Source organism: Steroidobacter sp., from assembly GCF_016790065.1.
Lineage (GTDB): Bacteria > Pseudomonadota > Gammaproteobacteria > Steroidobacterales > Steroidobacteraceae > Steroidobacter.
This window is the reverse complement of sequence record NZ_JAEUPY010000488.1, coordinates 1-14,179: the sequence shown is the minus strand read 5'-3', so window position 1 is coordinate 14,179 and position 14,179 is coordinate 1. Positions and strand designations below refer to the sequence as shown.

The following is a 14,179-nucleotide window of genomic DNA, read 5'->3' as shown; positions in this document are numbered from 1 at the left end:
TAGTGGAGGGGTGGATTTGGCGTCGACCAAGCTCAGTAAACTGGAATTGACCATCATGGAAACGCTGTGGACCCAGGGGGCCTGCGCCATCCGTGAGATCCATGACGCCTTTCCGAAGCGTGGCCGGCCGGCCTATACGACGGTGCAGACCATGGTGTACCGCCTGGAAGCCAAGGAGATGGTCCGGCGCGCCAAGAAGATCAGTAACGCGCATATTTTCGAGGCGACCATTACGCGCGAGGCGGCCGAGCGGCGCTTGATCGACGATCTGCTCGGCTTGTTCGGCGGACGGGCACAGCCAGTCATGGCGCATTTGATCGAGGCCGGCAAGCTCACCATGGGCGATATCAAGGAAGCGGAAAAGATTTTGCGCTCGCTGAAAAAGGACGAAGGCTGATGGCCGAAGCGCTGGCATTACATCTGTGGCAGTCCACCCTGGTGTTGATGCTGGCCTGGGGACTGACGCGGCTGTGCCGGCGCAACTCGGCGTCGCTCCGCTTTTACATTTGGTTCTGTGCTGCGTTGAAGTTGCTGGTGCCGTTCGCGTGGTTGCAGCAGCTTGGCGATTACATAGGCCGTGCGTTGCCGGCGCCACTAGCCATTGGCCCGGCTTTGTTGGAAACCGGCGGCGCCATCTTCGTGCCGTCGTTCACCGGCGTGAGCGTGATTGCCGATGACATGCGTCCGAACTTATATATGGCGCTGGTCATCATCTGGGCGTGCGGCGCGGCCGTGTTGTTGATTCGCTGGCTGGCTCAGTATCTGGCCATGCGCTCGATGCTCAGATCGGCGCCGCAGTTGCCAATGGATCTGCCCATTCCGGTTCGTGTTGTCGCCACGGAATTGACACCCGGCGTCTTCGGCGTGTTTCGGCCGGTGCTGATTTTGCCGAAGAGCGTGCTGAGTGAGCTGAGTGCTTCGCAATTGCAAGCCATTGTGGCGCACGAGATGTGCCACGTCCGCCGCCGCGACAATCTGCTGGCGGCGATGCATAAGTGTATCGAGGTGCTGTTCTGGTTCTATCCGCCAGTATGGTGGATCGGCGCGAATCTGTTACGCGAGCGCGAAGCCGCTTGTGATGAATCGGTGCTGGAGGAAGGTCATGAGCAGTCGGTGTATGCCGAGTCCATCCTGACAGTCTGCCGCCTGGGTGTCACGGCACGAGTCGCTGGCGTTGCGGCTTCGATCGGTGGTTGTTTGCATCAGCGTCTGACGTCGATCATGAGCGAACAACGCGCGCTGCCCATCGATCAGCCTCGCTTCTGGTTGCTGGCAAGTGTGGCCATGGCGATGCTGTATGGACCGGTGATGGCGGGCATCGCGTCGACAGCGTTGCGGGAAGCAAGCGCTACTGGAAGCATCATTTTCGAAACCATCACATTGCAGTCCGCGAAGACGGACTCAGGTTGGCGGCGTGGGGCGCAGTTCGATCCGGATGCCGGCCATTTGGCGCTCGACAATGTTTCTTTGCGCCAGCTGATCGCGCTGGCCTATCCGGCGTCGCGGGTCAATGGCGAGCCTGATCTCATCGATAGCATTCACTATGACATTCAGGCGCGCTGGCACGCCGAAGGCCACGCTTCGGAGCGCGGTGTCTATCGGGAACTGCTGAGCCGGATTCTGCGGACCAACTCCAACCTGCAGTTGTACGTCAAAGACGGCTGTGGCGATGCTTGCGACTATGTCCGCGGCCAGTTGGTGGCGGGGCGTATTCGCTGAACAGGCGATGTCGGCTTCGGCCGGGCTGGTTCGTCCTTGGCTTGAACCCAGCCTATTTTGGAGATCGCCATGCCTAGCACTGTCCGTTTTCACCGTGTATTGCGTTCCACGCCGGAGCGTGTGTATCGCGCCTTCACCAATGCCGAGGCTTTTGCGAAATGGCTGCCGCCGCACGGCTTCACGTGCCAAGTGCATGAGCTGGATGCGAAGGTTGGCGGCAAGTACCGCATGTCGTTTACCAATTTTTCCAATGGCCAGCCGCATTCCTTCGGTGGCACTTATCTGGAGTTGGTGCCGGGCCAGCGTGTTCGCTACAACGCCCGCTTCGACGACCCGAATCTGCCGGGCGAGATGCAGACCACCATCGACATCAAGCCAGTGTCGGTGGGCGTGGAGATCAACATTGTCCAGGAAGGCATCCCGGATGTGATCCCGGCGGAGGGTTGCTACCTCGGCTGGCAGGAATCGCTCGAGCTGCTCACCAAGTTGGTCGAGCCAGAGATTCCTGGCTGACCGCTCATTTGCTCGGTGCCAGCCGGTTGTATTTCTTCAGCACCTGCTGCAATCGATCGTGAGGCAACGCGATGGCGCGATGACCGTTCGGACCGTTAGTGGTCTCGGCGGCCACCATGGCGTTGATGATGGCTTCTTCGGTGGCCTCGATAGTGGCTTCGAAGAACGGGCTGAGGCGATCGTTGGGTAGCGTCGTCGCGCTGCCCAACGTCTTGGCATCGGCGGCGGTGGAGTTGCCGGTAGCAAAAGCAACGAAGATGTCGCCCGAAGAATCGCTGGAAACGCCGCCGGTGCGCGCGATGCCCATGCTCACACGGCGAGAGATGCGCTTGAGTTGATGCGGCAGCAACGGCGCGTCCACGGCAACGACGACGATGATGGAGCCGACATCGGTTGTAGAGCGCTCGGTCATGCGACCGGCGTAGGCGGGCTCGTCTGGGATCTCCGCGCCCACCGGTGTGCCGGCAATCGTCAGCTGATTGCGTCTGCCGAAGTTCGCTTGCACCAACACGCCGACGGTGTACTCGCCCGCAGGGTCGCGCACCTTTCGCGACGACGTGCCGGTGCCGCCTTTGAATTCATACGCGATCATGCCGGTGCCGCCGCCGACGTTGCCTTCGGCCACCGGGCCGGGCTTGGCGGAATTGAGCGCAGTGAATACGTGCTCGGGTTTGACGTGAAAACCATTGATGTCGTTCAACCAGCCATCCCAGGTTTCCCCGACCACCGGCAGCGACCACCATTGCTCAGTATTCGGTTTATATGTTTGCAGATACCACGCGATGGTTGCGTCGCGCACCACGCCGACGCTGTGCGTGTTGGTGATGAGGATAGGGCCGGCCAGCTCGCCGGATTCTTCGATCCAGGTCGTGCCGGTCATTTCGCCATTGCCGTTCTGTGAGAACCAGCCCGCGTAGACCGGCTTGTCGCCGTTCGCCTTGCCTCTGGGCAGCACGGCAGTGACGCCGGTATGAATCGGAGCTGCGCCACGCTTTTCCGAGTTCAACGTCACCGCGCCGACTTCGACACCGCGAACGTCGGTGATTGCATTCAACGCACCCGGCGTGCCTCGGAACGGAACGCCAAGATCGCGTGCTCGTGGTTTCATCGCTTCCGCTCCATACACAACAGGTGAGAGAGCCAACGACACGATGGCCGTAGCTGCGAGCCGAGACAACGTATCTGCATTCAACGATGAGAGATATCGCATTTTGTGTATGGATCCTGAATGTGACACAAGCCCGGCGTCGCCATGATCGCAACTGTTAAACCGCCGTGCAAACCTTGTGTCTAAAGGCCAGGCAGCGGCGCATCCCGAACATAGTGTGATCTGGCGCACGAAGCCAACCTAGCCGCCCCGGTAACGTAGCTGCCATGCCAACACCTACTCATGCCTCCATTCTGCGCACCGGTGCTGCGATTCTGTTGCTGGCCCTCAGCGGTTGCGCAACCATGGATCGCGAAGAATGCTTGACCGTCGATTGGCGCACCGTCGGCTTCGAAGATGGCGTGGCCGGTTATTCGGGCGATCGCATCGGCGAGCATCGCAAGGCCTGTGCGAAACACGGCGTCCGGCCCGATCTCACGGCTTATCAAGATGGCCGCGAGGAAGGCTTGCGTGAGTACTGCGTGCCGTCCAACGGCTTTCGCGTCGGTTCGCGTGGCAATGGTTACAACGGCCTATGCCCGGCCGATATGGAACCGTCATTCCTGGATGCTTATGAATCGGGCCGTCAGCTCTACACGCTGCAGTCCCGACTCTCGAACGTGAACTATCGGCTCGATTCGGCACGTAACGAGCTGCGCGATGCCGAGTCTGGGATCGTCTCCGCGTCGGCCTTCGCTATCAGCCGGGACGCGACCTCGGACGAGCGTGCTCAAGCCGTGCTGGATGTGAAACATCTGGGCGAGCGCGTCGGTGAACTCAAGTCCGAGATCCGCCGGCTCGAAGCCGAGCGCGTGCACTCCGAACGCGATCTCGAAGATTATCGCGCGACGTTGTAAAACCTCGCGCCTCCCGAAAACCCTACCGAATCGAGTAGGGTAGCGCCGGTATGTGTGACCCACACCGGCGCCTGTAAAAATGACGATGGTTCAAGTGGCGGAGCTGCTCGCAGTTCATCTGTGGGCTGCGCTATTCGCCATCACCTCCCTGATGCTCCTGCTTTCAGCCCTGCTATGGCATGGGCTGCAACGCTACGGCGTATGGCAGACCGTGCATCGGCTCGGCGCGCAAGTAGTGCTGAGCCTGGCGGTTGCGGTGTTCGCATTCTTGGGGTTCGTCGAGATTGCCGATGAGATCGGTGCCGACGAGGATCTCGGTCAATTCGATACGGCACTAAGCACGGCCTTGAGTTCGCATGCCAACGAAACTCAATTGCAAATGTTCGCGACGCTGACCCACCTGGGCGACAAAAGGTGGCTGATCCCTCTGGCCGTCGTGATTGCGGCGATATTGTGGTGGCGGCGGCACCGGTTCCTTGCCACAGCCTGGGTCATCGCGACCGCCAGCGGCGGTTTGTTGAATACGGCACTGAAAGCTTATTTCGAACGAGCGCGACCGGAGTTTCTACACGGCTTTGCCACCGCTGACGGTTGGAGTTTTCCCAGCGGCCACTCTTCTGGCGCTTGCATCGTGTATGGCCTGCTCGCCTACCTGCTTGTGATTCTGGCGCCGAAGCGCTTTCATCTGCTGGTGGCGGCGAGTGCCATGTTGCTGATCGTTTGTGTGGGGTTCAGCCGGGTGGTGTTGCAGGTCCATTACTTCAGCGACGTGCTCGGCGGCTTCGCGTTCGGCGCGGCTTGGGTGGCTGCATGGATCGCCGGGCTCGAGGCCTACCGCCGCAGACTAGGGGCTGGCGAGCCAATGAAGGATTAACTAACAACAGGGGCGAAGCGAATGTGGGCACAAGGCTACGATCCTTTCGGCAATCCGCTCTGGTCCACACTCACGGCCGCCGTGCCGGTGGTGGTGCTGCTCGGCTCCATCGCGTTCCTGAAAATGAAAGCTCACGTGGCGGCGCTGCTCGGGATTGCCAGCTCGCTGACCATCGCGATTTTCGCCTTTGAAATGCCCGCCGGCATGGCGACGCTGGCCGCGGCCTACGGTGCCGCGTATGGCCTCATGCCCATCGGCTGGATCATTCTGAATGTGATTTTTCTGTATCGGCTCACCGAGCAGCGCGGCCAGTTTCGGATCCTTCAAGACAGCATCGCAGCGGTGACGCCGGATAGGCGACTGCAGTTGTTATTGATCGCGTTTGGCTTCGGTGCGTTCTTCGAAGGTGCAGCCGGTTTCGGCACGCCGGTGGCGGTGACCGGTGCGATGTTGATCGGTTTGGGATTCTCGCCGCTGGCTGCGTCGGGACTGTCGCTCATTGCGAATACCGCGCCGGTGGCGTTCGGTGCGTTGGGAACGCCGGTGATCGCACTATCGAGTGTCACTGGCCTGGATCTGCACGAACTCAGCGGCATGGTGGGTCGACAGCTGCCGTTCTTCTCCGTGATCGTGCCGTTCTGGCTGATCTGCGCGTTCGCAGGCTTCCGCGGGATGTGGCAGATATGGCCGGCGATTCTGGTGGCAGGTGTGTCCTTCGCCATTCCTCAATATCTGGTCTCCAACTTTCACGGCCCGTGGTTGGTCGACATCGTTGCGGCGGTGTGTTCGATGGGGGCGTTGACGCTGTTCTTGCGTGTGTGGCGCCCATCAACCATTTGGCGTTCGACCAGTCGCGGTGAGAACAATGACGTCGCGACGAGTGAACCGCCGGCAACCCAATACACCCGAGAGCAAATATTCAAAGCGTGGTTGCCTTGGCTGGTGCTCAGCGTGTGCGTGTTCCTGTGGGGTATTCCGCAAGTGAAGGCGTGGTTGGATTCATTGTTCGTCATCAAGCTGCCGGTGAGTGGCTTGCATGAACTGGTGCAGAAGGTGCCGCCGGTCGTCGCTCAGCCCACGGCCGAAGCTGCTGTCTATAATTTCAATCTGTTGTCGATGACTGGCACAGGCATCTTGCTGGCCGCGGTCATCAGCAGTGCTTTGATGAAATTCTCAGTGCGTGATTTTTTTCGGGAGTACTTCGCGACGCTGGTGGTCGTTCGCTTGTCGTTGTTGACCATCGCCGCGATGCTCGCACTCGGCTATGTCACTCGTTACTCCGGCGCGGATGCCACGATGGGTCTGGCGTTTGCTCAAACCGGTTGGCTGTATCCCTTGTTCGGCACCATGCTCGGCTGGCTCGGTGTGGCCTTGACCGGTTCGGACACGGCGTCGAACGTATTGTTCGGTGGCTTGCAAAAGATCACCTCCGAGCAGTTGGGGCTGAATCCCGTGTTGATGGCGGCCGCCAACAGTTCGGGCGGCGTAATGGGCAAAATGATCGACGCGCAAAGCATCGTTGTCGCGTCCACGGCCACGCGCTGGTACGGCCACGAGAGCGAGATCCTGCGCTATGTGTTCTTCCACAGCATCGCGCTGGCCTTATTGGTCAGCTTGCTGGTACTCGGCCAGGCCTATGTATGGCCGCTGACCCTGCTGGTGCACTAGTACTGACTATCCTGATCATAGAAAAATTGTCCAATCAGGATGGATGGGCTTAAGATGCCGGTCGGCCGAAATGGGCCGGACGGGGGCGGTCAGTGCTAACAGTTACGAACACACGAGGCCGCGTCGCGCGCCTCCTGATATTGACGGCGGCGTTGCTGGGCAGTGCTTTGCCGCTGGCTTCCTGGGCCGACACTTCGGTCAATAACCCGAGTGCCCCCGATGGCTCCAAGGCCTTGCCGGCCGGTATTAGGATCGGCGACTACGTCGGCCAGGACGTGATGATCCCGATGCGCGACGGCGTCAAGTTGCGCGCTCAGATCTGGCGGCCGGCCAACTCGGCGGGCAAGAAACTTCCCCTGCTCATGCAGCGCTCGCCGTATGGCTTCAAGATCGAGCGGCTGGAAAAAGTGTTCGCCGATCAGTTCAAGGAGCTGGCCGCCGAAGGGTTCATCTTTGTATTGCAGGACATTCGCGGCCGCTTCGGTTCCGAAGGCGAGTTTGTGATGTTGCGTCCGAGGAAGACGACTCCGCAGGGCATCGACGAGTCCACCGACACTTACGACAGCATCGCCTGGCTGACCAAGACGGTGGCCGACAACAACGGCAACGTCGGCGTGTTCGGCATTTCTTATGGCGGCTGGACGGCGGCCATGGCCACTATCGAACCGCATCCGGCGCTCAAAGCCGTGTCGGCGCAGGCCTCGCCGGACGATATGTTTCTAGGCGATGACTTCCATCACAACGGCGCGTTCCGCCTGCAATACGGCTGGGAGTACAGCGCCGCACTGGAAACCGATGGGCGCACCATGAACCCGTTCAACTTCGGCGGCGGCGATGTGTTCGATTGGTACTTGAAGCAAGGCGAGCTGGCCAAGCTGGATCAAACCCATCTGCAGCGCACCTTGCCGACTTGGAAGAATTTCGTCAGTCATCCCAACTACGACGGCTTCTGGCACGAGCAAGTCACCACCGCGCGCCTGTCGCCCAAGGTCGCCATCCCTAACCTGATCGTGGCCGGTTGGTGGGATCAGGAAGATTTCTACGGACCGTTGAAGATGTATGAGCAGCAAGAAAAGGGTGACGCGCACGGTCGTAACTTCATCGTGATCGGGCCGTGGAATCATGGCGGTTGGTCACACGGTGCCGGCGACAAGTATGGGCCCGTCGAGTTGGGCAGCGCGACCTCGGCGTTCTTCCGCAATGAAGTGCAGGCCCGCTGGTTTCGTTACTGGCTGAAGAACGAAGGCAGCTTGGATCAAGCCGAGGCACTGGTGTTCCAGACCGGCAGCAACAAGTGGCAGCGCTACAAATCCTGGCCGCCGCGCGAGGGTGTGAACCAGCGTAACTTGTATCTGCGCGCTGGCGGCAAGCTCTCGTTCACGGCACCCAAAGGTGCGGATGAAGCGCCGGCGAGCTTCGTGTCCGATCCTGCTTCGCCCGTGCCTTATCGCGAGCGGCCGATCGGCCCGATCTTCGACAAGGACGCAACTTGGGCGCAATGGCTGGCCGACGATCAGTCGCCGTTCGCAAAGCGTGCCGATGTGTTGTCCTGGACCACCGAGCCGTTGAAAGAGGAAGTGTCTATCGTTGGCAGCGTGGCGGCCAAGTTATTTGCCAGCACCACGGGCAGCGATGCGGACTGGGTGGTCAAGCTCATCGATATCCATCCGTCGGATGACAGCGTGCCCGAGGCGATGCGCGGTCGTCATCTAATGATCGCGAACGATGTATTCCGTGCGCGCTTCCGGTCGAGCTACGAGAAGCCGCAGGCCGTGAAGCCGAATGAAGTCGTCGGCTACGACATCAATCTGCACGCGGCGGCGCATGTGTTTCGTAAGGGCCACCGCATCGCCGTGCAAATACAGAGCACGTGGTTCCCGCTGATCGATCGTAATCCGCAGCAGTTCGTCAGCAATATCTTCGAAGCCAAGCCGCAGGACTATGTGGCGCAGACTCACAAGGTGTTCCAGACCAGCCGTTATCCGTCGGCGATCTCGGTCGGTGTGGAACGCGCTGGCTCGCTGCCGTAGCGCCGGCCGGGAGGCCGGTTCGAAGGCTGGGATGATATGGTAGCTCCTTTCTGCCGGGCGGCTGTCTGGCCGCTTTGGAGCTACCGACATGACCGAGATATACATCAGCACCGACATCGAGACTGACGGCCCGATTCCAGGGCCGCACTCCATGTTGAGCATCGGCTCGGCGGCATATACGGCTGACAAAGCCCTGGTCGCGACCTTCTCCGCGAACTTGGAAACATTGCCGGGTGCGCAGGCGCATCCGAAGACGGCGGAGTGGTGGGCGACTCAGCCGGAAGCGTGGGCGGCGTGTAGAAAAGATCTAGAGGCGCCGGAACAGGCCATGCTCAGATATGTGAGCTGGCTCAAGTCGCTCGAGGGCAAGCCGGTGTTCGTCGCCTATCCCGCCGGATTCGATTTCACATTCGTCTATTGGTACTTGATCAAGTACGTGGGTGAGAGCCCGTTCAGTCATTCCGCGCTGGACGTGAAGTCATTTGCAATGGCCATGCTCAAGGCGGACTTCCGCCAGAGCACCAAACGCAACATGCCCAAGCGCTGGTTCGACAACTTACCGCACAGTCATGTGGCGTTGGACGACGCCATCGAGCAAGGGGCGATGTTTTGTAACATGCTCAAGGAAAATCGCGATGCCAGGACCGCATAACATCGCAGCGTTGCGTGCGCTTGCCCGGCGCAAGTTGCCGCGTCCCATCTTCGACTATATTGACGGTGGCGCGGACGATGAGGTTTCACTCGAACGCAACACCGCTGCGTTTGCGAACTACGAACTGATCCCTGATGTGTTGGTTGACGTATCGCGCATCCGCACGGCGACCACCCTGTTCGGCAAGGAAGTGCGCTGGCCGCTTATGCTGGGGCCGACCGGGCTCACCAGCATGTTTCATCCCGACGCTGAGCCGGCAGTCGCTAAAGCCGCTGCCGCGCACGGGTTGTTGTATGGCCTGTCGACGATGGGCACCACCAAGTTGGAAACATTGGCGGCAGCGTCGAGGGGACCGAAGCTATTTCAGATCTATATCTTCAAGGATCGAGGGCTGACCGCAGAGTTCGTGGCTCGATGCAAGGCGGCCGGCTATGACGGCCTGATGCTCACGGTCGACACGCCAGTCGCCGGCAATCGGGAGCGCGACCGCTTGAATGGCTTGTCGTTGCCGCCGCGGTTGACGTTGCGATCCATGGTCGACTTCGCGTTGCATCCGATGTGGTCGCTGCCAAAATTGTTCGGGCAGCCGTTCGATTTCCCCAACGTGAGTCATCGGGTGGATGCGCTGGCCAGCGGGCCGCTGAGTTTGTTCGATTACATCGCCGGTCAATTCGATCGGTCCGTGACCTGGAAAGACGTCGAATGGCTGGCGCGCGAATGGGGTGGGCCGCTATCGTTGAAAGGTGTGATGACGGCGGCCGATACCAAACACGCGCTGGATTCCGGAGCGACCGGAGTATTCATTTCCAATCACGGCGGCCGTCAGCTCGATGGCACGCCGGCACCGATCGAGCAGATCGCGCCGATCCGAGATGCCGTGGGTGACGGTTGTGAAATCATTTGCGACGGCGGCATCCGGCGCGGCTCGGATGTGGTGAAAGCCTTGGCGCTCGGCGCCACCGCTTGTTCCATCGGGCGGCCGTATCTTTACGGCCTGGCTGCCGGCGGTGGCAAAGGCGTCGAGCTGGCGTTGACGCTATTGTTCCAGGAGTTCGAACGCACGCTGGCGTTGGCCGGCGTCAATGACATTGCCCAGCTGGGCCGACGGCACATCCGTTGTCGGGTTCCTTGACGTAGCTCACGTCCCGACCATGTACGAGCAACGGTTGCTCGGTTAGGATTTCGGCGCTTCAAAGGCGGCGATCACTAACCTGGGATGGGAGTCGCATGGAATCGTCGAACAACCCTTATGCGCCGAGTCAAGCCAGCCTCAACGGCGGCACCGTGCGCGACTACAGCAATGTCTGGCGTTTCGAAAAAATCGTGATCCTGGTGCCCGACAGCGATCTGCCGGATCGTTGTGTGAAATGTAACGATCCGGCCGAGCAGCCCACCAAGACCCGCAAAGTGTATTGGCATCACCCCGGCTTCTATGCGGTGTTGCTGATCAATGTGATTCTGTACGTGATCGTTGCGTTGATCGCCCGCAAGACGGCCGAGGTCAATCCCGGCCTGTGCACGCGACACAAACAAAAACGCAACCTGGGGCTGGCCATCGGCTGGGGCGGGTTGTTGGTCGGCATCGCAGTCACGGTGGTGGCGGCTGGCGATAACCCTGGGGTGGCCATGCTCGGCATTCTAGGTGGGATCACCTGCATCCTGGTCGGCCTGTTCATGTCGCGCGTGGTCTACGCCAAACGCATCGACGACAAGTACGTGCAGCTCAAGGGCTGCGGCGCGCCCTTTCTGGATGCGTTGCCTGAGTTTCGCCCCAGCGGTCGCGATTTGATCTAGAGCGCGATACAATGGCCGTTCTGCGCCCGTAGCTCAGCTGGATAGAGTAACCGGCTTCGAACCGGTTGGTCGGGAGTTCGAATCTCTCCGGGCGCGCCATTTCCCTCAGCCGCGGCTCCAAGCTCGCGGCGTAGTGCCACTACTACTCATACGCACGACACGTTGAAGTGTCCGCGCGAATAGTTAATTTCTTGCAATCCAGGTAGCCCAGGGGCACTCTTTCTGGCGGTTTTCATCCCGTCAGATCAACCGCCCCATCTTGCGTACGCCTGCCAATTCCTCTGCGTCCTCCGGCATCCGCGACGGTGCCAGTATCGCCATGGAGATGCGGCCGGCCTTGATCCGTTACTTCAAAAGAAGGAGCGGCAGTTCGGCGGAGGCGGAGGATCTGGCCCAGGACGTCATCACGCAGACCTTGAAGCAGGCGCTGTGCGCCTCGGCGCTGGAACTCAAGGGCTACATTTTTCGCGCCGCTGCCAACCGGTGGCGGGATCGGCTGCGCCGTAAACGCACCCGGCCCCCCGGCGAGGCTTGGGAGGAAGACGGTTTCGACCTGCCGGCCGAGCTGATCACGCCCGAGCGTCTGTTGAGTGCCGAGCAGGAACTGGCGTCCGTGACCCAAGCGCTGCTGGATCTGGATGAGCGTACCCGGAACGTCCTGCTGTTGGTGCGGCTGGAGAACATGAAGATCGACAGTGTGGCGCAGATGCTCGGCATCTCGCGTAGCGCGGTGAATCGATTACTGGCCAAGGCGCTGGCTCATGTCCATGCAAGGGATGCAGCACCGTGAAGCAGACAAACGAGAACGGTGTGTACGGCATGGCGGATGACGAGGCCTACGAAACTTTCGTCCGGCGCGCGGCCGGCGACTGGAATGCGGATCAGGAGCGCACGCTACAGGCGCGCATGCAGGCCGATCCTGCTTATGCGGAAGCCTTTTCCGGCATGGAAAAATCTTGGCGTTCGCTGGGCGCCCATGCCGAGTCGCCGGAGCTCATGAAGCTGCGCGAATCGGCGATCTCGTGGGCACGTCACGAAAACCAGAAACGTTGGGGAGTCGCGCCTCGGCAGCGACGCAAGGTGTTCGCCGCTGGTCTTGCGGCGGCTGTGCTCGCCCTGGTGGTCGGCTTGCAACTCTCTCCGTATGGCTATCATCCGGGGCTGTACCGGACTGGCATCGGTCAGCAGACCAAAGTGGATCTGGTGGACCGCTCGCAGATCGAACTCGATGCCGTAACGCGGCTGCAGGTTCGTTTCACCGATACCGAGCGCACCGTCCGGTTGCTCGAAGGACAGGCGCAGTTCTCGGTGGCCAAAGACCCGCAACGGCCATTTCGTGTGTTGGCCGGAGATCAGAAGATCGTTGCGGTGGGCACCGTGTTCACAGTCGAGTACATCGACGGAAAAGTTCGAGTGACGACGTTGGAGGGCAAGGTCGCCGTCTCGTCGGCAACGAAGTCGGTCACTGATGGAGAGGCACGTCATGCAGGCGCTACGGAGTCTACGGTGGCGTTGACTGCGGGCGAGGCGTTACGTGTTGGCGCGGATGGCAGCGCCGAGTTTCTACCCAAGGCCGAGGCGGACGTGGTCGCGGCGACTGCGTGGCGCGAGGGCAATGTCATCTTCAAAGGCGAACCCTTGGGCGATGCCGTGCGACGTCTGAATCGGTATTCGCACTTGAAGCTGACCGTCGCCGAGCCATCGCTGGCCGAGTTGCGTATCAGCGGCGTCTTTCAGAAGGGAGATTCCGCTGCGTTTGCGCGCACCGTGCAGGCCTACTATGCCGTGATCGCCGACGAGACGGACAGTGATGTGATTCGATTGCGCTTGAAGTGAAGCGGGAATTTGTTTGTTAGCACCCCGGACGGTTTGCCGAATCGTGCGTACTAAGGAGGTAACGGTTTACTAATAACGACGGGGAGAGATGATGTCCGTTATTTCCGGCTCCTGGCTGCGCGCCCGCACGATTGCGGTCATTCTGGGTGCGGCACTCGCCGCCACTGGCGTTCCTGCTGACGCCCAGGCCCAGACTGCCACCACAACCTATCAACTCGAAATTCCTTCGCAGAGTCTGCATGACGCTCTGCAGGCGCTGGCACTGGCTTCGCGCCATCGCATGTTCTATCAAGCCGATATCGTCAACGGCAAAGTCAACGCGGCCATCAGTGGCAAGTACACCACGGAAGAAGCCGTGCGTGCGATGTTGGCGGGCACTAATCTGGAATATGAGATCTCGGCGGACGGCGTGGTAATCGTTCGTGCGCGGGGTTCTGCGTCCAGCAAGACGTCGTGGACAGGAGGGACTGGTTCGTTGCACTTGGCTCAGGCCGCAACCTCCAGCGAGTCCGACAAGACTTATCTGGATGAGGTGGTGGTCAAGGGCACGACCATCGACGATCCCATCCTGAGTTCCAGAACAGGAGATACGGTGCGCGATCGACCGCGCGCCGTCACCATCGTTACGCGTGAGCGTCTCGATGAACAGAACATCAACACGGTGAATTCGGTGCTGGATCAATCGACCGGCGTCACCGTTGCCAGAGTCAACTTCGCCAATCAGCGCTACTACGCTCGCGGTTTCCAGATCGGAAGTTTGCAAGTCGACGGTGCGGCGCCCATCCCCACCGACGGTAGCGGCAGCGGATTCTTGAACATCGCGGATCTGTCGATGTACGAGCAAGTGGAAGTGATGCGCGGACCGGACGCGCTGTTCTCAGGCAACGGCGCTTCGGGTGGCTCGCTACAGCTGGTGCGCAAGCGCCCCACCAAGAACACTCAGATGTCCTTGGCATTGCTCGCCGGAAGTTGGAGCCAATACCGGGCGGAAATAGATGCTTCCGGTCCGCTCGGTTGGGATGGTCGGCTGCGCGGTCGAGTGGTCTATGCGAAGGAGGACAGCGATTCTTATCTGAGCAACGGTGAAAG

Annotated in this window: 14 protein-coding genes and 1 tRNA gene; 14 read left to right on the top strand and 1 reads right to left on the bottom strand. The window is 60.4% G+C overall.

The window, feature by feature from the left end; genetic code table 11:
• Positions 1-16: 16 nt before the first annotated feature.
• The 3 genes from JNL55_RS20230 (at position 17) to JNL55_RS20220 (ending at position 2,232) form a co-directional block, all read left to right on the top strand.
• Positions 17-397: a BlaI/MecI/CopY family transcriptional regulator gene (locus JNL55_RS20230; protein WP_293857917.1), complete on the top strand. Its 381-nt coding sequence runs from the start codon at positions 17-19 to the stop codon at positions 395-397.
• Positions 397-1,719: a M56 family metallopeptidase gene (locus tag JNL55_RS20225; RefSeq protein WP_293857914.1), complete on the top strand. Its 1,323-nt coding sequence runs from the start codon at positions 397-399 to the stop codon at positions 1,717-1,719. Before JNL55_RS20230 ends, JNL55_RS20225 begins: the two co-directional genes overlap by 1 nt.
• A gap of 69 nt (positions 1,720-1,788) precedes the next feature.
• A complete protein-coding gene (locus tag JNL55_RS20220) occupies positions 1,789-2,232 on the top strand; it encodes an SRPBCC family protein (protein ID WP_293857911.1) in 444 nt (147 codons plus the stop codon).
• A gap of 4 nt (positions 2,233-2,236) precedes the next feature.
• Here JNL55_RS20220 and JNL55_RS20215 read toward each other — a convergent pair whose 3' ends face one another.
• Complete coding sequence (locus JNL55_RS20215; RefSeq protein WP_293857908.1) at positions 2,237-3,340, bottom strand: P1 family peptidase; 1,104 nt, start codon at positions 3,338-3,340, stop codon at positions 2,237-2,239.
• A gap of 266 nt (positions 3,341-3,606) precedes the next feature.
• On the opposite strand from JNL55_RS20215, the gene JNL55_RS20210 reads away from it, so the two are divergent.
• The 11 genes from JNL55_RS20210 to JNL55_RS20160 form a co-directional block, all read left to right on the top strand.
• Complete coding sequence (locus JNL55_RS20210; RefSeq protein ID WP_293857905.1) at positions 3,607-4,236, top strand: DUF2799 domain-containing protein; 630 nt, start codon at positions 3,607-3,609, stop codon at positions 4,234-4,236.
• A 79-nt stretch (positions 4,237-4,315) separates the two neighbouring features.
• Positions 4,316-5,110 (top strand): phosphatase PAP2 family protein, encoded by a 795-nt coding sequence (locus JNL55_RS20205; protein ID WP_293857902.1) that lies wholly within the window; start codon positions 4,316-4,318, stop codon positions 5,108-5,110.
• 21 nt (positions 5,111-5,131) lie between these two features.
• The gene (locus tag JNL55_RS20200) at positions 5,132-6,778 is read left to right on the top strand and encodes an L-lactate permease (protein WP_293857899.1); all 1,647 of its coding nucleotides are present in this window, start codon (positions 5,132-5,134) and stop codon (positions 6,776-6,778) included.
• A gap of 92 nt (positions 6,779-6,870) precedes the next feature.
• The gene (locus JNL55_RS20195; RefSeq protein WP_293857896.1) at positions 6,871-8,808 is read left to right on the top strand and encodes a CocE/NonD family hydrolase; all 1,938 of its coding nucleotides are present in this window, start codon (positions 6,871-6,873) and stop codon (positions 8,806-8,808) included.
• Between the two features lie 88 nt (positions 8,809-8,896).
• Positions 8,897-9,460 carry a 3'-5' exoribonuclease domain-containing protein gene (locus tag JNL55_RS20190; protein ID WP_293857893.1) on the top strand — a complete coding sequence of 188 codons (564 nt, stop codon included), beginning with the start codon at positions 8,897-8,899 and terminating at the stop codon, positions 9,458-9,460.
• Positions 9,444-10,592: an alpha-hydroxy acid oxidase gene (locus JNL55_RS20185; RefSeq protein ID WP_293857889.1), complete on the top strand. Its 1,149-nt coding sequence runs from the start codon at positions 9,444-9,446 to the stop codon at positions 10,590-10,592. Before JNL55_RS20190 ends, JNL55_RS20185 begins: the two co-directional genes overlap by 17 nt.
• Positions 10,593-10,687: 95 nt before the next feature.
• Entirely contained in the window at positions 10,688-11,254 is a 567-nt protein-coding gene (locus JNL55_RS20180) for a hypothetical protein (RefSeq protein WP_293857886.1), read from the top strand.
• 22 nt (positions 11,255-11,276) lie between these two features.
• Positions 11,277-11,353 (top strand) — tRNA-Arg (locus JNL55_RS20175).
• A gap of 160 nt (positions 11,354-11,513) precedes the next feature.
• Complete coding sequence (locus JNL55_RS20170; RefSeq protein WP_293857883.1) at positions 11,514-12,044, top strand: RNA polymerase sigma factor; 531 nt, start codon at positions 11,514-11,516, stop codon at positions 12,042-12,044.
• Positions 12,041-13,090 carry a FecR family protein gene (locus JNL55_RS20165; protein WP_293857880.1) on the top strand — a complete coding sequence of 350 codons (1,050 nt, stop codon included), beginning with the start codon at positions 12,041-12,043 and terminating at the stop codon, positions 13,088-13,090. Before JNL55_RS20170 ends, JNL55_RS20165 begins: the two co-directional genes overlap by 4 nt.
• 91 nt (positions 13,091-13,181) lie before the next feature.
• Positions 13,182-14,179: TonB-dependent siderophore receptor (locus tag JNL55_RS20160; protein ID WP_293857877.1), on the top strand; the 998-nt coding region annotated here is incomplete at its 3' end.

Coding starts and splice junctions, on each gene's coding strand:
- JNL55_RS20210 (WP_293857905.1), top strand. CDS start 3,607: ATGCCAACACCTACTCATGCCTCCATTCTGCGCACCGGTGCTGCGATT.
- JNL55_RS20200 (WP_293857899.1), top strand. CDS start 5,132: ATGTGGGCACAAGGCTACGATCCTTTCGGCAATCCGCTCTGGTCCACA.
- JNL55_RS20215 (WP_293857908.1), bottom strand. CDS start 3,340: ATGAAACCACGAGCACGCGATCTTGGCGTTCCGTTCCGAGGCACGCCG.
- JNL55_RS20180 (WP_293857886.1), top strand. CDS start 10,688: ATGGAATCGTCGAACAACCCTTATGCGCCGAGTCAAGCCAGCCTCAAC.
- JNL55_RS20185 (WP_293857889.1), top strand. CDS start 9,444: ATGCCAGGACCGCATAACATCGCAGCGTTGCGTGCGCTTGCCCGGCGC.
- JNL55_RS20225 (WP_293857914.1), top strand. CDS start 397: ATGGCCGAAGCGCTGGCATTACATCTGTGGCAGTCCACCCTGGTGTTG.
- JNL55_RS20220 (WP_293857911.1), top strand. CDS start 1,789: ATGCCTAGCACTGTCCGTTTTCACCGTGTATTGCGTTCCACGCCGGAG.
- JNL55_RS20190 (WP_293857893.1), top strand. CDS start 8,897: ATGACCGAGATATACATCAGCACCGACATCGAGACTGACGGCCCGATT.
- JNL55_RS20205 (WP_293857902.1), top strand. CDS start 4,316: ATGACGATGGTTCAAGTGGCGGAGCTGCTCGCAGTTCATCTGTGGGCT.